Origin of the sequence: Rhodococcus coprophilus NBRC 100603, from assembly GCF_001895045.1 — a bacterium.
Taxonomy (GTDB): domain Bacteria; phylum Actinomycetota; class Actinomycetes; order Mycobacteriales; family Mycobacteriaceae; genus Rhodococcus; species Rhodococcus coprophilus.
This window is the reverse complement of record NZ_BDAM01000001.1, coordinates 285,219-304,157: the sequence shown is the minus strand read 5'-3', so window position 1 is coordinate 304,157 and position 18,939 is coordinate 285,219. Positions and strand designations below refer to the sequence as shown.

The window sequence follows — 18,939 nt, the reverse complement described above, 5'->3', positions numbered from 1 at the left end:
GTCTCCCGTGACGGGAGGTGGGCCGGGTCCCGTCGTGAATCCTCGACCGGGCCGATGCCGACCAGGGCGACAGTCTGTCGCGCTCTCTTCCGAGGACGCGTGATGTCGAGCATCTTCTCCAGCCTGCCCTTCCTGTCGCGCGGTTCGTGGGAGGAATCCCGGCGCGTGTCGGAGATCCTTCGCAGGGAAACGGTGGGCGGCGTGCTCCTGCTGGTCGGCGCGCTGGCCGCGCTGATCTGGGCGAACTCCGGGTGGTCCGAGTCCTACCACGCATTGCGGGACACAACGGTCGGTCCGTCGGCCCTGCACCTCGACCTGTCGGTGGGTACGTGGGCCGCGGACGGCCTGCTCGCGATCTTCTTCTTCGTCGTCGGCGTCGAACTCAAGCGGGAATTCGTCGAGGGCAGTCTGCGCGATCTGCGCCGCGCGGCAATGCCCGTCACCGCCGCGCTCGGGGGCATGGTGGTCCCGGCATTGATCTTCGTGGCGATCAACATGGGCGGCGACGGTGCCCTCAGCGGGTGGGCAGTGCCCACAGCAACCGATATCGCCTTCGCGGTGGCCGTCCTTGCCGTGATCGGCAGCCACCTCCCCTCGGCGCTTCGAACATTCCTGCTCACGCTGGCGGTCGTCGACGACCTGCTGGCGGTGACGGTGATCGCCGTCTTCTACACCGACGAGGTGAACCTGCTCTATCTCGGTTTCGCCCTGCTTCCTCTCGCCGCATTCGCATTGGCGTTGCAGCGCGGGGTGGGGGCGTGGTGGGTCCTGGTTCCGCTGGCGGTCCTCACATGGTGGCTCGTCCACGAATCGGGAGTCCACGCCACCATCGCGGGCGTGCTGCTCGGCTTCATGGTGCCCGTCGCACGGATGGTCGACGGGAAGCGTGTGCCGGTGGCCGAACACATCGAACATCGGATCCGCCCCTTGTCGGCCGGGGTCGCGGTTCCGGTGTTCGCGTTCTTTGCCGCCGGCGTCACCGTCGGAGGCCTGACCGGTCTGACGGACGCGCTGACCGATCCCGTCTCCGTGGGTGTGATCGCCGGACTCGTGGTCGGTAAGGCCATCGGAATCTTCGGCGTCAGCTACTTGGTGGCCAGGTTCACGCGCGCGCACCTGGACGAGGATCTCAGCTGGGTGGATGTCTTCGGTGTCGCGCTGCTCGGCGGTATCGGCTTCACGGTCTCGTTGCTGATCGGTGATCTCGCCTACGGTCCCGGTTCCCCGGCTGCGGACCACGTCAAGGTTGCCGTGCTGTCCGGTTCGGTGCTCAGTGCACTGTGCGCCTCGGTGGTGCTCGTCGCGCGCAACCGTGCCTACAAACGGATCGCTGTGATCGAGACCCGCGACGAGGACGGAGACGGAATCCCGGATGTCTACCAGAAACCCGATCGCCATGCGTGACCTCGTCGCCCCAGAAGCCATAGGTCTCCGGCCGGACCGGAGGCGACACGCCACGCCCGAAGTTCCGGCGCGCACGCCTCGTGCGGCTGCGCTGTGTTCGAGGAGAAGTTCGTGAACTGGACCGTTATTGCCGTCTTTGTCGTCGTGTGGGTGCTCGTCGGGTTGCTGACGGGCTTGTGGATGGCGCGTCGCGGGCACGACGGCCGCTGGACGATCATCGCTGTCGTTCTCGGACCACTTTTCGTTCCTATCGCGTACGAACGGGTTGAACGCACGCCGCGGCCGGTCGAGGTGACACCGGTCGACAGCTGGGGAGCCGACCCGGCGAACCGATCCGGACTGCGCGTGATGGTCGGGTACGACGGTTCCGTGGAGGCCGAACACGCTCTGGCATCGGCACTGAAACTGTTCGGCCGCGGCGGAGGCGTGCTCGAGTTGGTCGCGGTGGTGTCCTACGACGACGCGAGCGGTGCCGACTCGACGATGGTGGACCGGGCAAAGCATCGCCTGAACGAGGCGGCCTCGGGGGCGGGAGCTGTGCCGACCGGCTATGCGGTACTCGCCGGTCCGCCCGGGCAGTGCCTGCGCTGGTACGCCGAGAACCACCGGGCAGACGTGCTCGTCGTCGGTAAACGCGGTCGCGGTATGACGACCCGGATGCTGGGCAGCGTCGCCGAATACCTCACCGCGCACTGTCCGGTCCCGGTCCTGGTCGTCGACCCGACGGTTCCGCCGGAACCCACTGATTCGGCGGAACCTACTGTCGCGCTTCGCGTATCGTCGGATCGCGCGGAGAAGGGACCGGAGAGCAACTGAATCGGATGTGCCGGTATCGGAAGTGATCGAAGGCGGCGCCGAACTGCAACGCAGCGTGATGGTTCGGGGTCAGAGCAGTCCGCGCTGCTGAGCCTCCCCGGTGAATTCCTCGAGAAAGGTGCGAGCCTCTTCAGTATCCTTCTCTCCTTCGGGATCCCCTTCGGAAGCGAAGTGGTGTAATCGGTTTCGCCAATAATGCAAGCCTTCGACGACCTCATTGTCCGAAAGGTCGGCGGGCACCCCGAAGTTCCCCATGCGGTGATTGTCTGCGTCGAGATGTGGATGCACAAGGGATCGATCGTCGACTGGGAAGGGATCTACGGATCTGGAGATTGCCGGAATTCTGTGTTTCGGACACCGTGGTTCCGTCCGGCCGGAGGATCGATGGGTGCTGTCCGGCTCATCTGCTGCGTGCGTCGGGTCGCGCCGAACGCGATGAACTCGTACCGTTGGGCTGTATCTGTTCGACGTCCGGACGGGTTCGAAGCACGAGGGTCCGCACCACACCGGTTCGGGCCCGGCAGGAGGCACACGATGGGAATGCTCAGCCGGGTCATCAAAGGCGGCATCGCCGTCAAGGCAATACAGATGATCAAGCGCGAAGCGTCCAAACCGCAGAATCAGCGTAAGGCTCGGGAGTTCGCTGCCCGGGTGCGCGAGCAGCGTCGCTCCCGCTGAGTCGTCTTTCGAACGGTCCGCACCGTGGTGGCCACAGCGCGGTTCTTGCGGATCCAGTTCATGGTGAGCCGACAAGGCGAACCGTGCCTTCTCCGACCTGCCGATGACCACGTCCGGTTCTCCCGGGCCGGGGACACCCGTCCTTGTGCGCCCCGGCGACGAATAACCCTCGAAGCAGAAATCATGAGGAGGGCAGGCGAGCGATGAAGGAGCCCGACACCGGATTCTTCAGTTGGACCGCGCGACGAGTGAACCTGGGGGCGGAAAGACACGAAACCGGCAGGGTCGAGAGTTTCGATTTCTCCGATGTCCTCACGATCGAATGCCCGTCGTCTCCTGCGACCCGTCCCAGGCACCTCGTGGTGTGCCACGACGACGAGGACGAAGTGGATTATGTGGCGCTGATCCTTGGCGACGCTGCCGGCAACGACGACGTTCCGGTCCATGCCGTGCACGAAGAACAACTCCTGCTGGAGGGCGAGCGCAGCCTTGCCCCCGTCGAGATCCTTGTCGGAGTACCCGACGACCGAGACCTGGGCGCACAGCAGCGCGAACTCGACCGTCAACTTTGCACCGGTGGACCGCTCCGCTCGATGCTGGAGTATTCGGGGGCGCGGTCGGTGATCGTCGGCTGGTCCGGGGCGCGCGCGTAGCGGTCGTGTCCCGGCCGGGCCGGTCTGAGCGAGGACACCCGGCCCTAGATGCCGTCCGGCCGCTCGTGGGATTTCGGGTCGGGTATACGCCCCATCCGGAGACAGATGAGGATTCCGGCGAGGCCCGCAACAAGCGGAACAAGCAGGGCCACCTGCAGGGCGCGGGGACGGCTGTCCGTGTTGATCCGAACGATCTCGTCCCGAATCGCCGGGGGCTGTTCGACGAGCAGTTCTTCGAGTTGTGTGTTGCTCATGACCTGCGCGTCGTCCTCGAGTACCTGGGCGACCTGGCGTTGCTCGGCAGGAGGGAGCACGGTGCTCGATTCCGCCATGGATGTGAACGTGAAGGACAGTGTCGCGAGCATCAGAGCGCCGGCAAAGGCGAGCCCGAACGAGAGCCCGAACGACCCCGAAGCGGAATTGACCCCCGCCGCTTCGCTGATGCGCTCTTCGTCGATCGGTGCGAGTGTGTAGTTGTTGAGTTGGGATACCAGCAAACCCAAGCCGGATCCGGCGATGATCAGGGGAAGTACCAGTCCCCAGCCGAAGTCGGCTCGCGGCACGATCGGGATCAGCGCTACGATTCCGACCGTCAGCAGCACGAATCCCCAAAGGATGATGCTGCTGGGCCGCCGGTCGCCGGCTTTGTTGCCTGCGAGCAGAGCCACCGCGAACATGCTGAGAGACAGCGGCGCGAGCGACAGGCCCGCTTGCATCGCGTTGTATTCGAGCACCATCTGCAGGTAGATGGGCAACGCGATCATCGTCCCGCCCAGGGCGATCTGCTGAAGCATCTGCCCTGTGATTCCCAGCCGGAACATGGTGGAGTGGAACAGATCCGGGTCCAGCAACGTCGTCTTCCCTCGATGTTTGCGCCGCACGAGCCAGCCCGCGAGGCAGGCCAGCGAGAGTGCGCCGAGCACGAGGAGCGCGCCGACGAATTCGCCGCCGTCCTGCCACACCAGGATTCCCAGCACGACGCCGCCCATTCCCAGGACGGAGAGCGCGGCACCGACCAGGTCGATCGTCCGTGGACCTGTGTACGGCACGTCGCGGACGAGTCCGATGCCGCACAACACGATCCCGATGATGACGACCTCGAGGACGAAACCCACCCGCCACGAGAGGAACGTGGTGATGAACCCTCCGAGCAGCGGCCCGACCGCAGCGGCGATGGCAGCGGCCGCCCCGACGAGGGCGTAGACCTTCTTCTGTGCCTTCCCCTCGAAGTTTCCGTGGATGAGGGATTGCATGGCAGGTAGCAGGAGCGACGCGCCGATGCCGCCCAGGACGGCCCAGAAGACGATGACTGCCGTGAGGGTCTGTGCGAGTGCCATTGCCGTCGCGCCGACCGCGTAACCGAGCAAACCGAGTACGTAGGCCCGTTTCCGCCCGATGAGATCGCCGATCTTGCTGCCGATCAGGATGAACGCGGCCGAGACCAGTGCCTCGAGCGCGATCGCTGCCTGGACGCCGCTCACGGTCGTGTCGAGATCGCGAACCACGTACGAGATGGACACGTTCATCAGTGAGGTATCGACGACGAGAACGAACATCGCCATGGCCAGCAGGAGACCGAGCAGACGCCGAGGGGCCACTACTTCTTCGGAAGATTCGCCGGCAGGTGGGTTCTCGCTCATGCGGGGTGCACCGCCGTTCGGTCGGGGTCGCGGGAGCGGCCCGGGAAGCCACACCGGCGCCCGGCGCGACAGCCATCCCGACAACGAGTTTCTCACGGCCGAGGGCGCTGCAGGCAGAGGTCTCGAAGGTTCGCCCGGACCGGTGGACAGCCGACCGTCTCCTCGTTCGGGCCGGTCACGCACCTCTCGGCGGTTACGGTGAGTGCACACTGCGCCGAGGTCAGGAGTCGTCGTGCCCAAGCTGGAGATCAAGAAGACGTCCGAGCTTTCTCGCAAGGAAGCATCCGAGCGGCTGATCGAACTCGGTCGTGCTCTCGCCGACGGCTCGGAGGTCGAGCTGGGATCGCCCGGTGACTCGGTGACCATGGTGGTCGCAGACCGAGTGCGGTGGGAGTTGGAGATCGAGGTCGACGGCGACGAGATCGAGATCGAAATCGAGATCAGCTGGCACGACGCCCCATCCGGCGCATCGGCGGACGAAGAGCAGTCCCGGACCGAATCGACGGCCCGGTCTCCCGCCCGTCCGGCGCGGTGAGGCCGGTCGCGCAAAACGCCGGCAAAACGATGACGTGGCGCACGCTCGTACGGCCCGGCCGACCTACGCGAAGTCGCCGTGGCGGCCTTCTCCGCCGCTGAACCGGGCCGCACCGATGGTCGTGTCGGCGGTGAGAGATTCCATCCCGAACCGGATTTCGTCCGCCATCGCCTCCCGTTCGGTGCGTCCGAACTGGCCGTGAGCCGACCGGCGGTCGTTGCGCATGCAGGTTTGGGGAAAGCGGGTCAGATCGCGGGCCAGCTGTTCTGCGGCTGCGCGCGCGGTGCCGGGATCGACGACACGATTGGCCAGGCCGAAGACGAGCGCCTCGTCCGCGTCGACCGGCCGGCCGGTCAGGATCATGTCCATCGCCCTGCTCTCGCCGATCAATCGCGGTAGCCGCACGGTGCCTCCGTCGATGAGCGGTACTCCCCAACGCCGGCAGAACACACCGAACACGGCGTCCGACGCGGCGACCCGCAGGTCGCACCAGATGGCAAGCTCGAGCCCGCCCGCGACGGCATAGCCTTCGATCGCCGCAATCACCGGTTTCGACATGGTCAGGCGCGTCGGCCCCATCGGGCCGTGACCCTCCACCGCGACGGTGTTGGCTCTGTCTGTACCGATCGCTTTCAGATCGGCGCCGGCGCAGAACGTCCTACCCTCGCCGTAGAGGACGGCCACGTCGGCGTGGGGATCGGTGTCGAACTCTTCGAACGCCCGCGCGAGTTCCGCAGCCATCGCACCGTCGACGGCATTGCGACGATCCGGTTGCGCCATGACGACCGTGGTCACGCGATCCTCGGTCTCGACGCGGATGGATTCGTATGTCGTCATTTCCGCTCCGCTCCCAGTCATCGCTCCCCAGTGTGAACGGGAAGGCAGCAGAGCCGGGGTGGTTTCCGCATCGACCGGACCGGGTCACCCGCTCCGGGTCACTCGGACCGTGTCACTCGCTCCGGGTCGGGTGTGCCGGGAGATCGACGACGGCGTCCAGAGCGGAACCCGCCGGTTCGGGGAGTCGGGCTTCGAGAAGGAGGCCGCCGATGCCGACCGCGATGCACACCGCGCTGACCACCATCAACGCAGGATCGGCCTGGCCGGTGAGGGCGTCCCCGAGCAATACGACACCGATGGTGCCCGGAAGGATGCCCACCATCGTGGCGAGGGTGTACGGCACGAACCGCACCGACGACACAGCGCAACAGCAGTTCACGACGAAGAACGGGGCTGCCGCGATGAGCCTCAGCGATCCGACCGCAAGCCAGCCGCGACGAGCCAGGCGCAAGTCGATCGCTTTCGCCGTCGGATGCGTCAGGTGGGCGGCCACCGCGTCACGCCCCACCGCGCGCAGGAACAGAAAAGCGAGGATCGCGCTCACGGTGGTCGCGGCGACCGACACGGCGATTCCGGTCAGGCTCCCGAACAACACCCCGGCGCTGAGTGTGAACACGGTGCGCGGCACCGGAGCGAGGGTCACCAGGGTGTGGACGACGAAGAACGAGAGGAGCAGCGTCGGGCCGTTCATCGATTCGGACCACTCGCGGATCTCGCCCACGGTCGGGAGTGGGACCAGAAGCGCTACAGCGATCAGCCCGGTGAGTAGGACGAGGACGCCGAGGATTCTGCGGTCTCCGATAATCCTCGTCACGGGGTGTGAGCGTACTCCGGGCGCTCGGCGCCACCGGAGTTGCTCAGGCACACCGTGCTGCGCTCTTTATCTATCGCTAGCGAATCTGTGGCAATCCCCACAGCAGGTGTCCAGAGTGTGCGGCTAGCATCACAGCGACAAACGTTTAACCTTTTCGGGATCATCCGCCCCGGCCGACAGCGCCGCCGAACAGACCCTGCATGCCGCAGTAGGAGGAATCGCACGTGTCATTAGCTGCAGAAGCCGAGGACGCCGCGCGCGCATATGCGCAGTGGCAGGATGCGGTCGCGGGAGTGCTCGCGAAATCCCGGCGCGTCGACCCCTCAGAACTCGGACCCGAGCCGCAGCGCTTGCTCGAGACCACGACGTACGACGGTGTCACGGTCAATCCCCTCTACGGCATCCGCGATGAGCGCCCCGAGGCTCCGCTGCCCGGCGAGTTCCCCTTCGTCCGCGGGGGATCCGCCACCCGCGACGTCACCACCGGCTGGCTGGTCTCCGCCCAGTTCGGCGGCGCAGCAGCCGCGACCGGGTACGGCACCGCCGGCAAGGTCAACGAACGCATTCTGGATGCGCTCGAGAACGGTGTCAGTGCGCTGTGGCTGCGGGTCGGTGGTACCGATCTTCCGATCGAGACACTGTCCGCCGCATTGGACAAGGTGCTCCTCGACCTGGCGCCCGTGACCATCGACGCGGGAGCCGAGACAGTCGCGGCGGCGGCAGCCCTGTACGCCGTCGTCGACGCCCGCACCGATCTCGCCGATCCGGAAGCCGTCCGGCTCTCGCTCGGTGCGGCACCGCTCACCAGCCAGTTTGCGGGTCGCGACGACATCACCGTGGATGAGGCCATCGAACTGGCCGCGGCGGCTGCCGACCGCATCGGCACCGTTCGGGCCCTCACTGTGGACGGCACTGCCTTCCACAACGCAGGAGCCTCGGACGCCGAGGAACTTGCCGCCTCGATCGCTGCCGGCCTGGAATACGTGCGCGGCCTGATCACCGCGGGGTGCTCCGCGGAGCAGGCCCTCGGCCAGATCGAATTCCGCCTCGCCGCCACCGATGACCAGTTCCAGACCATCGCGAAGTTCCGCGCAGGCCGGCAGTTGTGGGCGCGGATCGCGCAGGTCGCCGGCGCGCCGGAGGCCGGTAACGCCCCGCAGCACGCCGTCACCTCGGCCGCGATGATGGCCCAGCGCGACCCGTGGGTGAACATGCTGCGCACCACCCTCGCCGCATTCGGCGCCGGTGTCGGTGGTGCCGACGCGGTGACGGTGCTGCCGTTCGACGCTGCCCTGCCTGCCGGTGCACTCGGTGTGTCCGAAGGTTTCGCCGCCCGCATCGCCCGCAACACACAGCTGCTGTTGCTCGAGGAATCCAACCTCGGCCGCGTCCTCGACCCCGGCGCCGGATCCTGGTACATCGAGGAACTGACCGCGCAGATCGCAGCGAAGGCGTGGGAATTCTTCCAGGAAGTCGAATCTGCGGGCGGATATCGCGCCGCTCTCGAATCGGGACTGGTCGCCGACCGGATCGCCGCCACCCGTGCGCAGCGGGACTCCGACATCGCGCACCGCAAGACCGCCGTCACCGGTATCAACGAGTTTCCGAACCTCGCCGAGGCCCCGCTTCCGGTGGGAGCTAGCGACGCGGGCACGCTCGCCGCCCGCTACGCAGCGCCCTTCGAGGCACTGCGGGACCGCTCGGACGCGTTCCTCGCAACACACGGCGCGCGCCCCAAGGTGTTGCTCGCACCGCTCGGCCCGGTCGCCGAGCACAATGGCCGCAGCACGTTCGCCGCAAACCTGATGGCATCCGGCGGTATCGAAACCGTGAACCCCGGTCCGCTGGACCTGACCGGCGATGCAGTCGCCGGCGTGGTGAGCGGTTCGGGTGCGAGCATCGCAATCCTCTGCGGTACCGATGCCCGGTACGGCGAGGAAGCCGCGACCGCCACCACCGCACTGCGCGCCGCCGGTATCACCACCGTGCTGCTCGCGGGGCCGGAGAAAGCCGTGGGCGACGTGCAGGGGGAGAGCCGGCCGGACGGCTTCCTCACCGCCCGTATCGACGCGATTGCCGCGCTGACCGACCTGCTCGACACCCTGGGAGCGTAAGTGAGTATCGAACATCAGATCGGCAGCTTCGCCGATATCCCGCTGACGGACCCCGCGGCACCGGTTCCGCCCGCTCCGACCACGGAGCAGGCCGAGACGCTCGTCGAGTCCGTCGCCGCCGCCAACCTTTACACCAAGGACCAGGTTGTGTGGTCGACGCCCGAGGGCATCGACGTCAAGCCCGTCTACACTCGTGCAGATCGCGACGCCGTCGTCGCCGAGGGTTACCCGCTGGACAGCTACCCCGGTATCGCGCCGTTCGTGCGCGGCCCCTACCCGACGATGTACGTCAACCAGCCGTGGACCATCCGTCAGTACGCAGGGTTCTCCACCGCAGCGGAGTCCAATGCGTTCTACCGGCGCAACCTTGCGGCCGGTCAGAAGGGCCTCTCGGTCGCCTTCGACCTCGCGACGCACCGTGGTTACGACTCCGATCACCCGCGCGTTCAAGGCGATGTGGGCATGGCGGGGGTGGCCATCGACTCGATCCTCGACATGCGTCAGTTGTTCGACGGCATCGATCTGTCGCAGGTCTCGGTCTCGATGACCATGAACGGCGCAGTGCTGCCGATCCTCGCGCTGTACGTCGTCGCGGCGGAAGAACAGGGCGTCAAGCCGGAACAGCTGGCCGGAACCATTCAGAACGACATTCTGAAAGAGTTCATGGTCCGGAACACCTACATCTACCCGCCGAAGCCGTCGATGCGGATCATCTCCGACATCTTCTCGTACACCAGCGCGAAGATGCCGAAGTTCAACTCGATCTCGATCTCCGGCTACCACATCCAGGAAGCCGGAGCGACGGCCGATCTGGAGCTGGCCTACACCCTTGCGGACGGTGTCGAGTACATCCGGGCGGGCCTGGACGCGGGCATGGCCATCGACAAGTTCGCTCCGCGGCTGTCGTTCTTCTGGGCCATCGGCATGAACTTCTTCATGGAGGTGGCGAAGCTCCGCGCGGGTCGTCTGCTCTGGGCCGAGCTGGTCGAGAAGTTCGAACCGAAGTCCGCCAAGTCGTTGTCGCTGCGTACCCATTCGCAGACCTCGGGATGGTCGCTGACCGCGCAGGACGTGTTCAACAACGTCGCGCGTACCTGCGTCGAGGCGATGGCCGCGACCCAGGGGCACACCCAGTCGCTGCACACCAACGCTCTCGACGAGGCGATCGCGCTGCCGACCGACTTCTCGGCCCGCATCGCCCGTAACACCCAGCTGTTGCTGCAGCAGGAGTCGGGGACCACCCGGCCCATCGACCCGTGGGGTGGCTCGCACTACGTCGAGTGGCTCACCCACGAGCTCGCCAACCGGGCCCGCGCGCACATCGCGGAGGTCGAGGAAGCCGGCGGCATGGCGCAGGCCATCTCGGAAGGCATCCCGAAGCTACGCATCGAGGAGGCAGCGGCGCGCACCCAGGCCCGCATCGACTCCGGCCGTCAGCCGCTGATCGGTGTCAACAAGTACGTGCCCGACGAGGTCGACACCATCGAGGTACTCAAGGTCGAGAACTCGAAGGTGCGTGCCGAGCAGATCGCGAAGCTCCAGCAGCTTCGCGGGGATCGCGACGAGGCCGCCACGCAGGCCGCACTCGCGGAGCTGACCCGGGCCGCCGCGGCCACCGAGGGCGGCATGGAGAACAACCTGCTGGCCCTCGCCATCGACGCGGCGCGCGCCAAGGCGACCGTCGGAGAGATCTCCGACGCCCTCGAGAAGGTCTACGGGCGGCACCAGGCCGAGATCCGCACGATCAGCGGGGTGTACCGCGACGAGGCCGGAAAGGCGACGAACATCACCACGGCAACGGAACTCGTCGAGAAGTTCGCGGAAGAGGAGGGCCGCCGGCCGCGCATCCTCGTCGCGAAGATGGGGCAGGACGGCCACGACCGCGGACAGAAGGTGATCTCCACCGCCTTCGCCGACCTCGGCTTCGACGTCGACGTCGGACCGCTGTTCCAGACCCCCGAAGAGGTCGCCCAGCAGGCGGCCGACAACGACGTGCACGTCATCGGTGTGTCGTCGTTGGCCGCGGGTCACCTCACGCTGGTTCCCGCACTCAAGCAGGCACTGGCAGAGGTGGGCCGCGAGGACATCATGATCGTCGTGGGCGGCGTCATCCCGCCCGGCGATTTCGACGAGCTGTACCAGGCGGGCGCCGCGGCGATCTTCCCGCCGGGCACCGTGATCGCCGACGCCGCCGCCGGACTGCTCACCAAGCTGGGGGCCCAGCTCGGCCACCCCGCCCAGGGATAGATCGGGCATGGGCAGACCTCCGGTCGATACGGACGCCCTCGCCGACGCGGTGCTCGCGGGACAGCGAGCCGGGTTGGCGAAGGCGATCACCCTGGTCGAGTCCACCCGCGACGACCACCGGGAGCAGGCTCAGCAGTTGCTGCTGCGCCTGCTCCCGGAGGCGGGCGGCGCGATTCGGGTAGGGATCACCGGCGTCCCCGGTGTCGGCAAATCGACATTCATCGACAACCTCGGGATGTATCTGCTGGCGCGGGGACACAAGGTTGCGGTCCTCGCTGTCGATCCTTCGTCGACCCGCACCGGCGGATCGATTCTCGGTGACAAGACCCGCATGGCCCGGTTGTCCGTCGAACGCGACGCCTTCATCCGGCCGTCGCCGACCGCGGGCACACTCGGTGGGGTCGCGAAAGCCACCCGCGAAACCATGGTGCTGCTCGAGGCGGCCGGATTCGACGTCATCCTGATCGAGACGGTCGGTGTCGGGCAGTCCGAGGTGACGGTCGCGAACATGGTGGACTGCTTCACCTTCCTGACCCTCGCCCGCACCGGCGACCAGTTGCAGGGCATCAAGAAGGGCGTGCTCGAACTCGCCGACCTGGTCGCCGTCAACAAGGCCGACGGCAAGTTCGAGCGCGACGCCCGCGTCGCCGCCCGCGAACTCGCCGGGGCCATGCGCCTGGTGCACCCGCACGACGCGCTGTGGAAGCCTCCGGTCATCACGATGAGCGGCCTCGAAGGCAGCGGACTGGACACCTTCTGGGACACCGTCCTCGAACATCGGCGCGTGCTCACCGAGGCGGGTCGCTTCGAGGAGAACCGCCGTCGGCAGCAGGTCGACTGGACCTGGACGATGGTCCACGACCAGTTGCTGCGCCGACTCGAATCGGCGCCGCGCGTCAAGGCGATCCGCGGTGAGGTGGAGGCGGCGGTGCGCGACGGATCGCTCACCGCGGCTCTGGCCGCGCAACGCATCCTGGAGGCGTTCGACGGTGTCGGCGGGGCGGACGAGGCGACCGCCACCGAAGACGGTGAGCGGCAGGTCCGGTGAGGTCTCCGTCGAGCCTCACCGCGACCGGGATCACCGCGTTCGCAGCGTTCGCGGGTGTCACGGTGGTGCACCTCGTCGCTCAGCTGGTCGATCCGGACTCGCTGGTCACCGACGCCACGCAGTGGCTGCTCATGCCGTTGCTCGCGCTCGGCCTGGCCGCCTCCACCGAGCCGCGTCGGGACCGGTTGGTGAAGCTGATCCTGCTCGCGCTGGCGTTCTCGTGGCTGGGAGACGCCGCGCCCGACCTGTTCGACGGCGACGCCGCGTTCCTCGTGCTGATCGGGTTCTTCCTCTGCGCCCAGATCACGTACATCGCTGCGTTTTTGCCCTATCGCGACAGAAGCGTGCTGCACACGAAACGGTGGGTCCTCGCGCTGTATGCGGTGGCAGTGGTCGTCCTGGTCGCGGTGTGCGCGCCGGGCGCCGGTGCCCTTGCCGTCGCGGTCGTGATCTACGGACTGTGCATCGCCACGATGGCGGTTCTCGCGACCGGAGTGTCCCGAGCCGTCGCCTGGGGCGCGGTCGTCTTCGTGATCTCGGATTCGCTGATTGCGCTGAACGCCTTCGTCGACGGATTCTCGCTGCCCGCGACAGGATTCTGGATCATGATCACCTACATCTGCGCGCAAGCTCTCATCACCGGCGGGGTCCTCAGCCGGAGCGGCACCGCACACGACAGCGGGGACCGCGCGGGATCCGCCGACCGCACCGCCGACGCCGGATGATGTCGGCGTCGGCGGTAGCCGTCGGTGTCCGGAGGATTGTCAGTCGGCTTTCTTGACCTCGATCTTCTTGGCGGACGACTCGGTGTCGCCGAGACCGATGGAAACGGTCAGAATTCCCTTGGCGTACGAGGCGTCGATGTCGTCGTCCTTGGCGCCGCGGGGGAGCGTCACGCTCCGCCGGTAGGAGCCGTAGGTGAACTCGGAGTGGCCGTTGTCCGATTTCTTGTCGGTGCGTTCCGCCGAGATCTCGAGCCGTCCATCGTTGACGGACACGTTGATGTCGTTGTCCGGATCGAGGCCGGGCATTTCGGCGCGCACGATGTAGCGGCCGTCGGCGACTTCGTCTTCGACTCGAATGATGTTGTTGCCGAGGGTGGGCCGGAAACCGCCGATCGAATCGAAGAAGTCGGACAGCTCGGGGAACGGATTCCAGGTACGGCGTACAGGAGCATTCGACACGGGGTCTCCCTGATGTGATAGTCGTCTTCGTCGCCGGCCGGGTACGGGCAATTCGCCCGAAAGCGGCGACTGCTGTTGTCGTGCAGTCGAATTCGGTAGTGGTCTCGACTCAAGATAGTCCACCGTATGTGGCCTCGAGGCGTGTATCGGGTGATCCGCCGCCGGTGGAGGGTCACGCCCCGTGTACCTCATCGTGTCGGGCTCGAGCCTGCTGTCCAGTCTGCTGCGATGCGTGCGGCGTCATCGTGACGCACCAGGTCGGTGACCACGATCAGATTGTGGTCGTGATCGCTGTACTGGACGAGAATGTTGATCGCCTCGTCCGCGAGACGCCGGGTGAAGGCACCCAACTGCCCGGGTACGTCCTGATCGAGGGTGAGCATCACCACGGGGTGGATCGTCACCCGGGCGAGACTGGTCATGTCGTGTGCGCGCGTCGCGGTCTCGTCGTCACCCTCGCGGGTCGCGCAGCATTCCGGAAACACTGGGCGCTCGACGGCGACACCTTCATCCAAGGCTGACCGGGGGTGGTCGTCGAGAGTCACCGCCCGCGACTGCCCGAGGTCAGTGACGCGGATCGTCCGTAGCGTCGGCTGCGGTGTCCCGCAGGGGGACCGGCTCGAGTGCGACGAGAGGCGCCAGCGCTCCGGTGGCTTCGGCACGGGTGAGACGGGAGCGCTTCCAGGACACCGCGAGCAGCGCGCCCCACGCGCACACGATCACGCACGTGAGCGAGGTCGACACGAGCCTGCCCGCCTCGAAGGCGTCGAAGAGCTTCTGTGCGTTGGTGAGGACGATGAGCCCACCGACCGCGGTACCGAGCAGAGTGGCCGGGATCCGGCTGACCAACCATGCGGCGAACGGTGCTGCGAGGGCACCACCGCAAGCGAGACCTGCGACCACGAGGAGGTTTCCGAGGGACTCGTGTCCGAGTCCGATGAGGAACCCGGCACTCGCCGAGACCGCCACGAGGAACTCGGAGGCGCTCACCGAGCCGATCACCGTCCGCGGCGCCGTCTTCCCCCGCGAGAGCAAAGTGCTGGTGGTGATCGGACCCCAGCCTCCGCCGCCGCTCGCGTCGACGAATCCGCCGAACAGGCCGAGGGGCGAAAGGAACTTGGCGCTGTGCGGTGACGTCCGTGCATGAGCGACAGCCGGTGGCCGGACGGAGAACCGTAGGGCGACATATACGCCGATGGCCAGAAGGATCGCGGCGGTCACGGGTGCGGCCGCCTCGGTCGACAGGCTGGAGAGCACCGTCGCCCCGAGGAATGCGCCGATCGCACCGGGCACACCGAGACGCAACACGACTTTCCAGTCGATGTTGCGGAACTTCCAGTGCGATGCTCCGGAGACGAGCGTGGTCCCGACTTCGGCGAGGTGGACCGCGGCGCTGGCGTGAGCGGCGCCGATACCGCTGAAGATCAGGAGGGTCGTCGCGGTGACACCGAATGCCATGCCGAGGGCACCGTCGACGAGTTGAGCGCCGACACCGACCAATGTGAATACGAGCAGATTGAACATGAGCAGAGCTCCGAAGTCCGAAAGTGACCGAGCCGGGCTCGGCGTGGGCCGGAAAGAGCGGGGAACCCGCTCAGCAACAGACCTCGGTGCAACACAGGCAATCGAAGCACGCGTGGCGACGCGTGGGCCAGAACGGCATGAGCGCAAGCATGGTGGCCGGAGCCGCCTCGATGCTCGTCACCTGCACGTTGCCGTCCTCGTACGTCGTCGATGTCACCGCGCCGCGCGGCGACCGATCGAGCATAACGCGTTTCACCGACTGCATACCGGCGACCGCAACATCTCGTGTCCGGGCGGGTCGTACGCAGCGCCTCCCATTCGTCCCACTGTGCGAGATGTGGCCTGGCTCACTCCGGTCGACGTGGCTTACTGAGCCGGATCTACGGACTCATCGAACCTATGTGGAGGAATCGTCTTGAACGGATTCGACGGCAGAGTCGCACTCGTGACGGGTGCGGCGAGAGGACAGGGCCGAGCGCACGCGGTGGCTTTCGCCGAGCGGGGAGCGGACGTCGTCCTGGTCGATCGCTGTGAGGACCGTGATGTCCTCTCATACCCGATGGCGACCCCCGCCGAGCTCGCCGAAACCGCCCGGATGGTCGAAGCGACCGGACGCCGGGCGCTCGTCGTCAAGGCCGACGTAGCCGACCGGGACGCCATGGACACCGCTGCCGACGCCGCCGTCGCCGAGTTCGGCCGCATCGACATCGCCGTCGCCAACGCCGGAGTGACCCTGATGGGGTCCGTGCAGCAGACCACGACCCCGCAGTGGGACGAGGTCATCGGCAGCAATCTCACCGGCGTCTTCAACACCATCGGCGCGGTGGCGCCCGCAATGATCGAACGCGGCTACGGCCGCATCGTGACCGTGTCCTCCATGCTGGGGCGTCAGGGAGGCACCAACACCGCCGCCTACGCCGCGTCGAAATGGGGAGTGATCGGGCTGACCAAGAGCTCGGCACTCGATCTGGCTCGGTACGGCATCACCGTCAATGCTGTCGCCCCCGGCAACATCAGCACACCGATGATCCACAACGAGACCCTTTACGGCCACATGCGTCCGGATCTGGAAACCCCGACGGCCGACGACGTCGAACCGGTCTTCCGCTCTCTGCACGTGCAGCCCGTCGCGTGGCTCGACGCGTTCGAGGTCACCCGGGCAGTGCTGTTCCTGGCGGCCGAGGACAGCGTTCACCTCAGCGGCGTCGTGATCCCGGTCGACGCCGGCAATGCCGCCCGTACCAGCGGCTGACCGTCAGGGGAGCGGGCGGGCGGAGATCTCGAAACCGGCGTCGCGCAAGCGTTCGGTCAGTACGTCGCCGAACGCGACCGCCGGGGTGAGAACTCCGCCGCCCGCATGCAGCGCGGATCCACCGGAGGCGAGGGAGAGCGCTGACTCTGCCAGCATCACCGCGGTCGCCTTGTAGCCCGGGTCGCCCTTCGCGGCGAAACGTACGGTGTAGCGCGCACCGGTTTCCGTCGTCGTGTACAGATCGACGGTGAAATGACCTGATTCCCGGGTCTTTTCGGACGGACCTTCACCCGGGGCCGGCAATACCTTGTCGAGCAGGAACCGGGTAGGCGGAAACGCCAGTCCCGCTGCCAGCGCACCGCTGCCCGCAGCGACCAGTCCGGCGAGCACCGGTGAGAACACCGACGACCCGACGCTCATCACCTCCCGATACGCGAACTTCTTTCCGTAGGCCCAGCCGGTGAGGGCGTTGCTGCGGCGCACGACGCGCGTGTTGTAGGACGCCATGACGAAGGGCGCCTTCCAGCCCGCCAGTTCCGGGGCGATGGACTTGCCGTCGACCAGGGCGAAGTCGTTCTGGCGGCCGAGGTCGGGTTCGTGTGCGGGGTCGGGTGAGAGGGAGTACGGCCGGGCCGCGACCTTGCGGGCGGCGGGGTCTTTGCGTACGGCGTCGAGCTGCAGGCGCAGCGAGTCGATCGTGCCGCCGCTGAGGCCGCCGCGCATCGAGGTGAGGACGAACGTGGTGTCCGTGAGAGCACCGGCGCCGTCCGCCTCTGCGGCGCGGAACAGTGCTTGGACGCCCAGATCGGAGGGGATGGAGTCGAAACCGCACGAGTGCACGATTCGTGCACCTGTGCGGCGGGCGATGTCGTCGAACCGATCGATGCTCTCGCGGTGGAACAGCACTTCGCCGGTGAGATCGACGTAGTCGGTGCCGGCCTCAGCGCACGCTTCGACCAGTGGCAGACCGTACTTGGCGTACGGGCCGACGGTGCTGATGACGATGCGGGTCGAGCCGGCCAGTGACGCCAGGGACGACGGGTCGTCGGCGTTCGCCTCGATCAGGGGCCAGTCGGTGCCGAGTTCTGCGCGCACCTTCTCGAGACGTTCGGCGGACCGGCCGGCCAGTCCGACGGTCACGCCGGTGGGTAGGTGCTTTGCGAGATACGCGGCGGTGAGCCGCCCGACGAATCCGGTGGCGCCGTATACGACGATGTCGAGGTCACGTGAGGCAGTCATGGACTCACCCTACTGCCGGGTAAGTCCGGTTGCGAGGAACATCACACCGATGCCCGGTCGCAGGACCGACATGGGCGATTCCTTCACCGCGCCGGATACGCCGGTCCGGCAGTCGGTGCACCGGCCCGCGAGGGGCTTACCTTGCGCGCGATTCTGCGTCGTGCACGCGGAAGACGGGGTACCGCGGCGCCAGTACCGCGAGGCGTTCCACCGTCGGGGGCTCGTGAAGTCCGAAGTACCACTTGGCTTGTTCTCGTGCGGCCGACTCACCGCTACGGCGTTTCCCCGCCTCCAGGTATGCCGCGAGCACCGGGGCCCGCTCCTCCACCGGCACCTCCTCCAGCCGGACCCGCCGGGTACTCCGTCGCCGCAGCACCGCATCGCCGCCGGCGGCACGAACATTGCGTACCCACTGTGACTGCCCGGCCAGGGCGACCAGGTAGTCCGCGCCCTCGTACCGGGTGATCAGGATCGGGATCCGCCGAGGACGGCCGGTGCGACGACCTCGCACCTGCAACGTCACCGCATCCCGCGGGGCAAACCCCCACGTGGTCAACGGCACCCCGACCGGATTCAGCCGGCGATACCACGGCGAGGGCGGCCGATAGGAGCCCTCCCCGGAATAGTCCTGCGGGTGCAACCACCTGCCGAGCAACCGCGCCCACCGCTCCCGCGTCTCGCGGGCAGTCCTGACGACGCGTTGTCGGGCTCTCATGACGTCACGCACCTCTCGGGATCTCTACCGCCGTGATGTCGCCGTCCCACGGGGGACGGGAGAGCACTGTGTCTCTGCGACCACCAGACTCGGTGGATGCCCCGCCTCGGTGCGTGGTAATCGGCCAGCCCTGGAGAAGCGGGAATCGACCGCAGGTGCCAACACCGCAGGTGACAACACCGCTGGTGACAACACTGCCGCTTCCGCCGAACCGAGGACGTACGAACTACCGGTTTCGA

Annotated in this window: 20 protein-coding genes; 10 read left to right on the top strand and 10 right to left on the bottom strand. The window is 67.1% G+C overall.

The window, feature by feature from the left end; all coding sequences use genetic code 11:
* Positions 1–102 precede the first annotated feature (102 nt).
* Entirely contained in the window at positions 103–1,404 is a 1,302-nt protein-coding gene (nhaA, locus tag RDCOP1_RS01335) for a Na+/H+ antiporter NhaA (protein WP_084722278.1), read from the top strand.
* Between the two features lie 111 nt (positions 1,405–1,515).
* A complete protein-coding gene (locus RDCOP1_RS01330; protein ID WP_072698814.1) occupies positions 1,516–2,220 on the top strand; it encodes a universal stress protein in 705 nt (234 codons plus the stop codon).
* Between the two features lie 69 nt (positions 2,221–2,289).
* Here RDCOP1_RS01330 and RDCOP1_RS01325 read toward each other — a convergent pair whose 3' ends face one another.
* Positions 2,290–2,475: a hypothetical protein gene (locus RDCOP1_RS01325; protein WP_072698266.1), complete on the bottom strand. Its 186-nt coding sequence runs from the start codon at positions 2,473–2,475 to the stop codon at positions 2,290–2,292.
* Between the two features lie 279 nt (positions 2,476–2,754).
* Here RDCOP1_RS01325 and RDCOP1_RS21420 point away from each other — a divergent pair, with 279 nt between their 5' ends.
* A complete protein-coding gene (locus tag RDCOP1_RS21420) occupies positions 2,755–2,898 on the top strand; it encodes a hypothetical protein (RefSeq protein WP_169848795.1) in 144 nt (47 codons plus the stop codon).
* Between the two features lie 203 nt (positions 2,899–3,101).
* Complete coding sequence (locus RDCOP1_RS01315) at positions 3,102–3,551, top strand: hypothetical protein (protein WP_111731568.1); 450 nt, start codon at positions 3,102–3,104, stop codon at positions 3,549–3,551.
* A gap of 44 nt (positions 3,552–3,595) precedes the next feature.
* Here the strand turns inward: RDCOP1_RS01315 and RDCOP1_RS01310 are convergent, their stop codons facing one another.
* Positions 3,596–5,191: an MFS transporter gene (locus tag RDCOP1_RS01310; RefSeq protein WP_072698264.1), complete on the bottom strand. Its 1,596-nt coding sequence runs from the start codon at positions 5,189–5,191 to the stop codon at positions 3,596–3,598.
* A gap of 232 nt (positions 5,192–5,423) precedes the next feature.
* On the opposite strand from RDCOP1_RS01310, the gene RDCOP1_RS01305 reads away from it, so the two are divergent.
* Positions 5,424–5,726 carry an amphi-Trp domain-containing protein gene (locus RDCOP1_RS01305; RefSeq protein ID WP_072698263.1) on the top strand — a complete coding sequence of 101 codons (303 nt, stop codon included), beginning with the start codon at positions 5,424–5,426 and terminating at the stop codon, positions 5,724–5,726.
* 63 nt (positions 5,727–5,789) lie between these two features.
* Here RDCOP1_RS01305 and RDCOP1_RS01300 read toward each other — a convergent pair whose 3' ends face one another.
* Positions 5,790–6,563 (bottom strand): crotonase/enoyl-CoA hydratase family protein, encoded by a 774-nt coding sequence (locus tag RDCOP1_RS01300; protein ID WP_072698262.1) that lies wholly within the window; start codon positions 6,561–6,563, stop codon positions 5,790–5,792.
* Between the two features lie 112 nt (positions 6,564–6,675).
* Positions 6,676–7,350, bottom strand: a complete 675-nt coding sequence (locus RDCOP1_RS01295) for a TVP38/TMEM64 family protein (protein WP_084722364.1) — start codon at positions 7,348–7,350, stop codon at positions 6,676–6,678.
* Between the two features lie 251 nt (positions 7,351–7,601).
* On the opposite strand from RDCOP1_RS01295, the gene mutA reads away from it, so the two are divergent.
* From mutA to RDCOP1_RS01275, 4 genes are read left to right on the top strand one after another with little or no spacing between them, the layout of a single operon-like run.
* A complete protein-coding gene (gene mutA / locus RDCOP1_RS01290) occupies positions 7,602–9,491 on the top strand; it encodes a methylmalonyl-CoA mutase small subunit (RefSeq protein ID WP_072698260.1) in 1,890 nt (629 codons plus the stop codon).
* Positions 9,492–11,738 carry a methylmalonyl-CoA mutase gene (gene scpA, locus RDCOP1_RS01285; protein WP_072698259.1) on the top strand — a complete coding sequence of 749 codons (2,247 nt, stop codon included), beginning with the start codon at positions 9,492–9,494 and terminating at the stop codon, positions 11,736–11,738. It begins immediately after the preceding gene.
* 7 nt (positions 11,739–11,745) lie between these two features.
* Positions 11,746–12,786, top strand: coding sequence for a methylmalonyl Co-A mutase-associated GTPase MeaB (gene meaB, locus RDCOP1_RS01280; RefSeq protein WP_072698258.1), 1,041 nt, complete (start codon positions 11,746–11,748; stop codon positions 12,784–12,786).
* Positions 12,783–13,511, top strand: coding sequence for a lysoplasmalogenase (locus RDCOP1_RS01275; protein WP_231922944.1), 729 nt, complete (start codon positions 12,783–12,785; stop codon positions 13,509–13,511). Before meaB ends, RDCOP1_RS01275 begins: the two co-directional genes overlap by 4 nt.
* Positions 13,512–13,550: 39 nt before the next feature.
* On the opposite strand, the gene RDCOP1_RS01270 is transcribed toward RDCOP1_RS01275, so the two are convergent.
* The 4 genes from RDCOP1_RS01270 to RDCOP1_RS01255 all read right to left on the bottom strand — a co-directional run bounded on the left by RDCOP1_RS01270 (position 13,551) and on the right by RDCOP1_RS01255 (position 15,750).
* Positions 13,551–13,970: an Hsp20/alpha crystallin family protein gene (locus RDCOP1_RS01270; protein WP_072698257.1), complete on the bottom strand. Its 420-nt coding sequence runs from the start codon at positions 13,968–13,970 to the stop codon at positions 13,551–13,553.
* Between the two features lie 188 nt (positions 13,971–14,158).
* Positions 14,159–14,485, bottom strand: coding sequence for an ACT domain-containing protein (locus RDCOP1_RS01265; RefSeq protein WP_111731567.1), 327 nt, complete (start codon positions 14,483–14,485; stop codon positions 14,159–14,161).
* A 49-nt stretch (positions 14,486–14,534) separates the two neighbouring features.
* Positions 14,535–15,494 carry a sulfite exporter TauE/SafE family protein gene (locus tag RDCOP1_RS01260; protein WP_072698255.1) on the bottom strand — a complete coding sequence of 320 codons (960 nt, stop codon included), beginning with the start codon at positions 15,492–15,494 and terminating at the stop codon, positions 14,535–14,537.
* Positions 15,495–15,564: 70 nt separating this feature from the next.
* Positions 15,565–15,750: a hypothetical protein gene (locus RDCOP1_RS01255; protein WP_143152173.1), complete on the bottom strand. Its 186-nt coding sequence runs from the start codon at positions 15,748–15,750 to the stop codon at positions 15,565–15,567.
* Between the two features lie 159 nt (positions 15,751–15,909).
* On the opposite strand from RDCOP1_RS01255, the gene RDCOP1_RS01250 reads away from it, so the two are divergent.
* Positions 15,910–16,746 carry a mycofactocin-coupled SDR family oxidoreductase gene (locus RDCOP1_RS01250; RefSeq protein ID WP_072698253.1) on the top strand — a complete coding sequence of 279 codons (837 nt, stop codon included), beginning with the start codon at positions 15,910–15,912 and terminating at the stop codon, positions 16,744–16,746.
* 3 nt (positions 16,747–16,749) lie between these two features.
* Here the strand turns inward: RDCOP1_RS01250 and RDCOP1_RS01245 are convergent, their stop codons facing one another.
* Entirely contained in the window at positions 16,750–17,985 is a 1,236-nt protein-coding gene (locus RDCOP1_RS01245) for a saccharopine dehydrogenase family protein (protein WP_072698252.1), read from the bottom strand.
* Between the two features lie 136 nt (positions 17,986–18,121).
* Positions 18,122–18,700: a nitroreductase/quinone reductase family protein gene (locus tag RDCOP1_RS01240; RefSeq protein WP_084722276.1), complete on the bottom strand. Its 579-nt coding sequence runs from the start codon at positions 18,698–18,700 to the stop codon at positions 18,122–18,124.
* Between the last annotated feature and the right edge of the window lie 239 nt (positions 18,701–18,939).

Coding starts and splice junctions, on each gene's coding strand:
- RDCOP1_RS01325 (WP_072698266.1), bottom strand. CDS start 2,475: ATGGGGAACTTCGGGGTGCCCGCCGACCTTTCGGACAATGAGGTCGTC.
- RDCOP1_RS01315 (WP_111731568.1), top strand. CDS start 3,102: ATGAAGGAGCCCGACACCGGATTCTTCAGTTGGACCGCGCGACGAGTG.
- RDCOP1_RS01310 (WP_072698264.1), bottom strand. CDS start 5,191: ATGAGCGAGAACCCACCTGCCGGCGAATCTTCCGAAGAAGTAGTGGCC.
- RDCOP1_RS01260 (WP_072698255.1), bottom strand. CDS start 15,494: ATGTTCAATCTGCTCGTATTCACATTGGTCGGTGTCGGCGCTCAACTC.
- RDCOP1_RS01240 (WP_084722276.1), bottom strand. CDS start 18,700: ATGAGAGCCCGACAACGCGTCGTCAGGACTGCCCGCGAGACGCGGGAG.
- RDCOP1_RS01300 (WP_072698262.1), bottom strand. CDS start 6,563: ATGACGACATACGAATCCATCCGCGTCGAGACCGAGGATCGCGTGACC.
- meaB (WP_072698258.1), top strand. CDS start 11,746: ATGGGCAGACCTCCGGTCGATACGGACGCCCTCGCCGACGCGGTGCTC.
- RDCOP1_RS01245 (WP_072698252.1), bottom strand. CDS start 17,985: ATGACTGCCTCACGTGACCTCGACATCGTCGTATACGGCGCCACCGGA.
- nhaA (WP_084722278.1), top strand. CDS start 103: ATGTCGAGCATCTTCTCCAGCCTGCCCTTCCTGTCGCGCGGTTCGTGG.
- RDCOP1_RS21420 (WP_169848795.1), top strand. CDS start 2,755: ATGGGAATGCTCAGCCGGGTCATCAAAGGCGGCATCGCCGTCAAGGCA.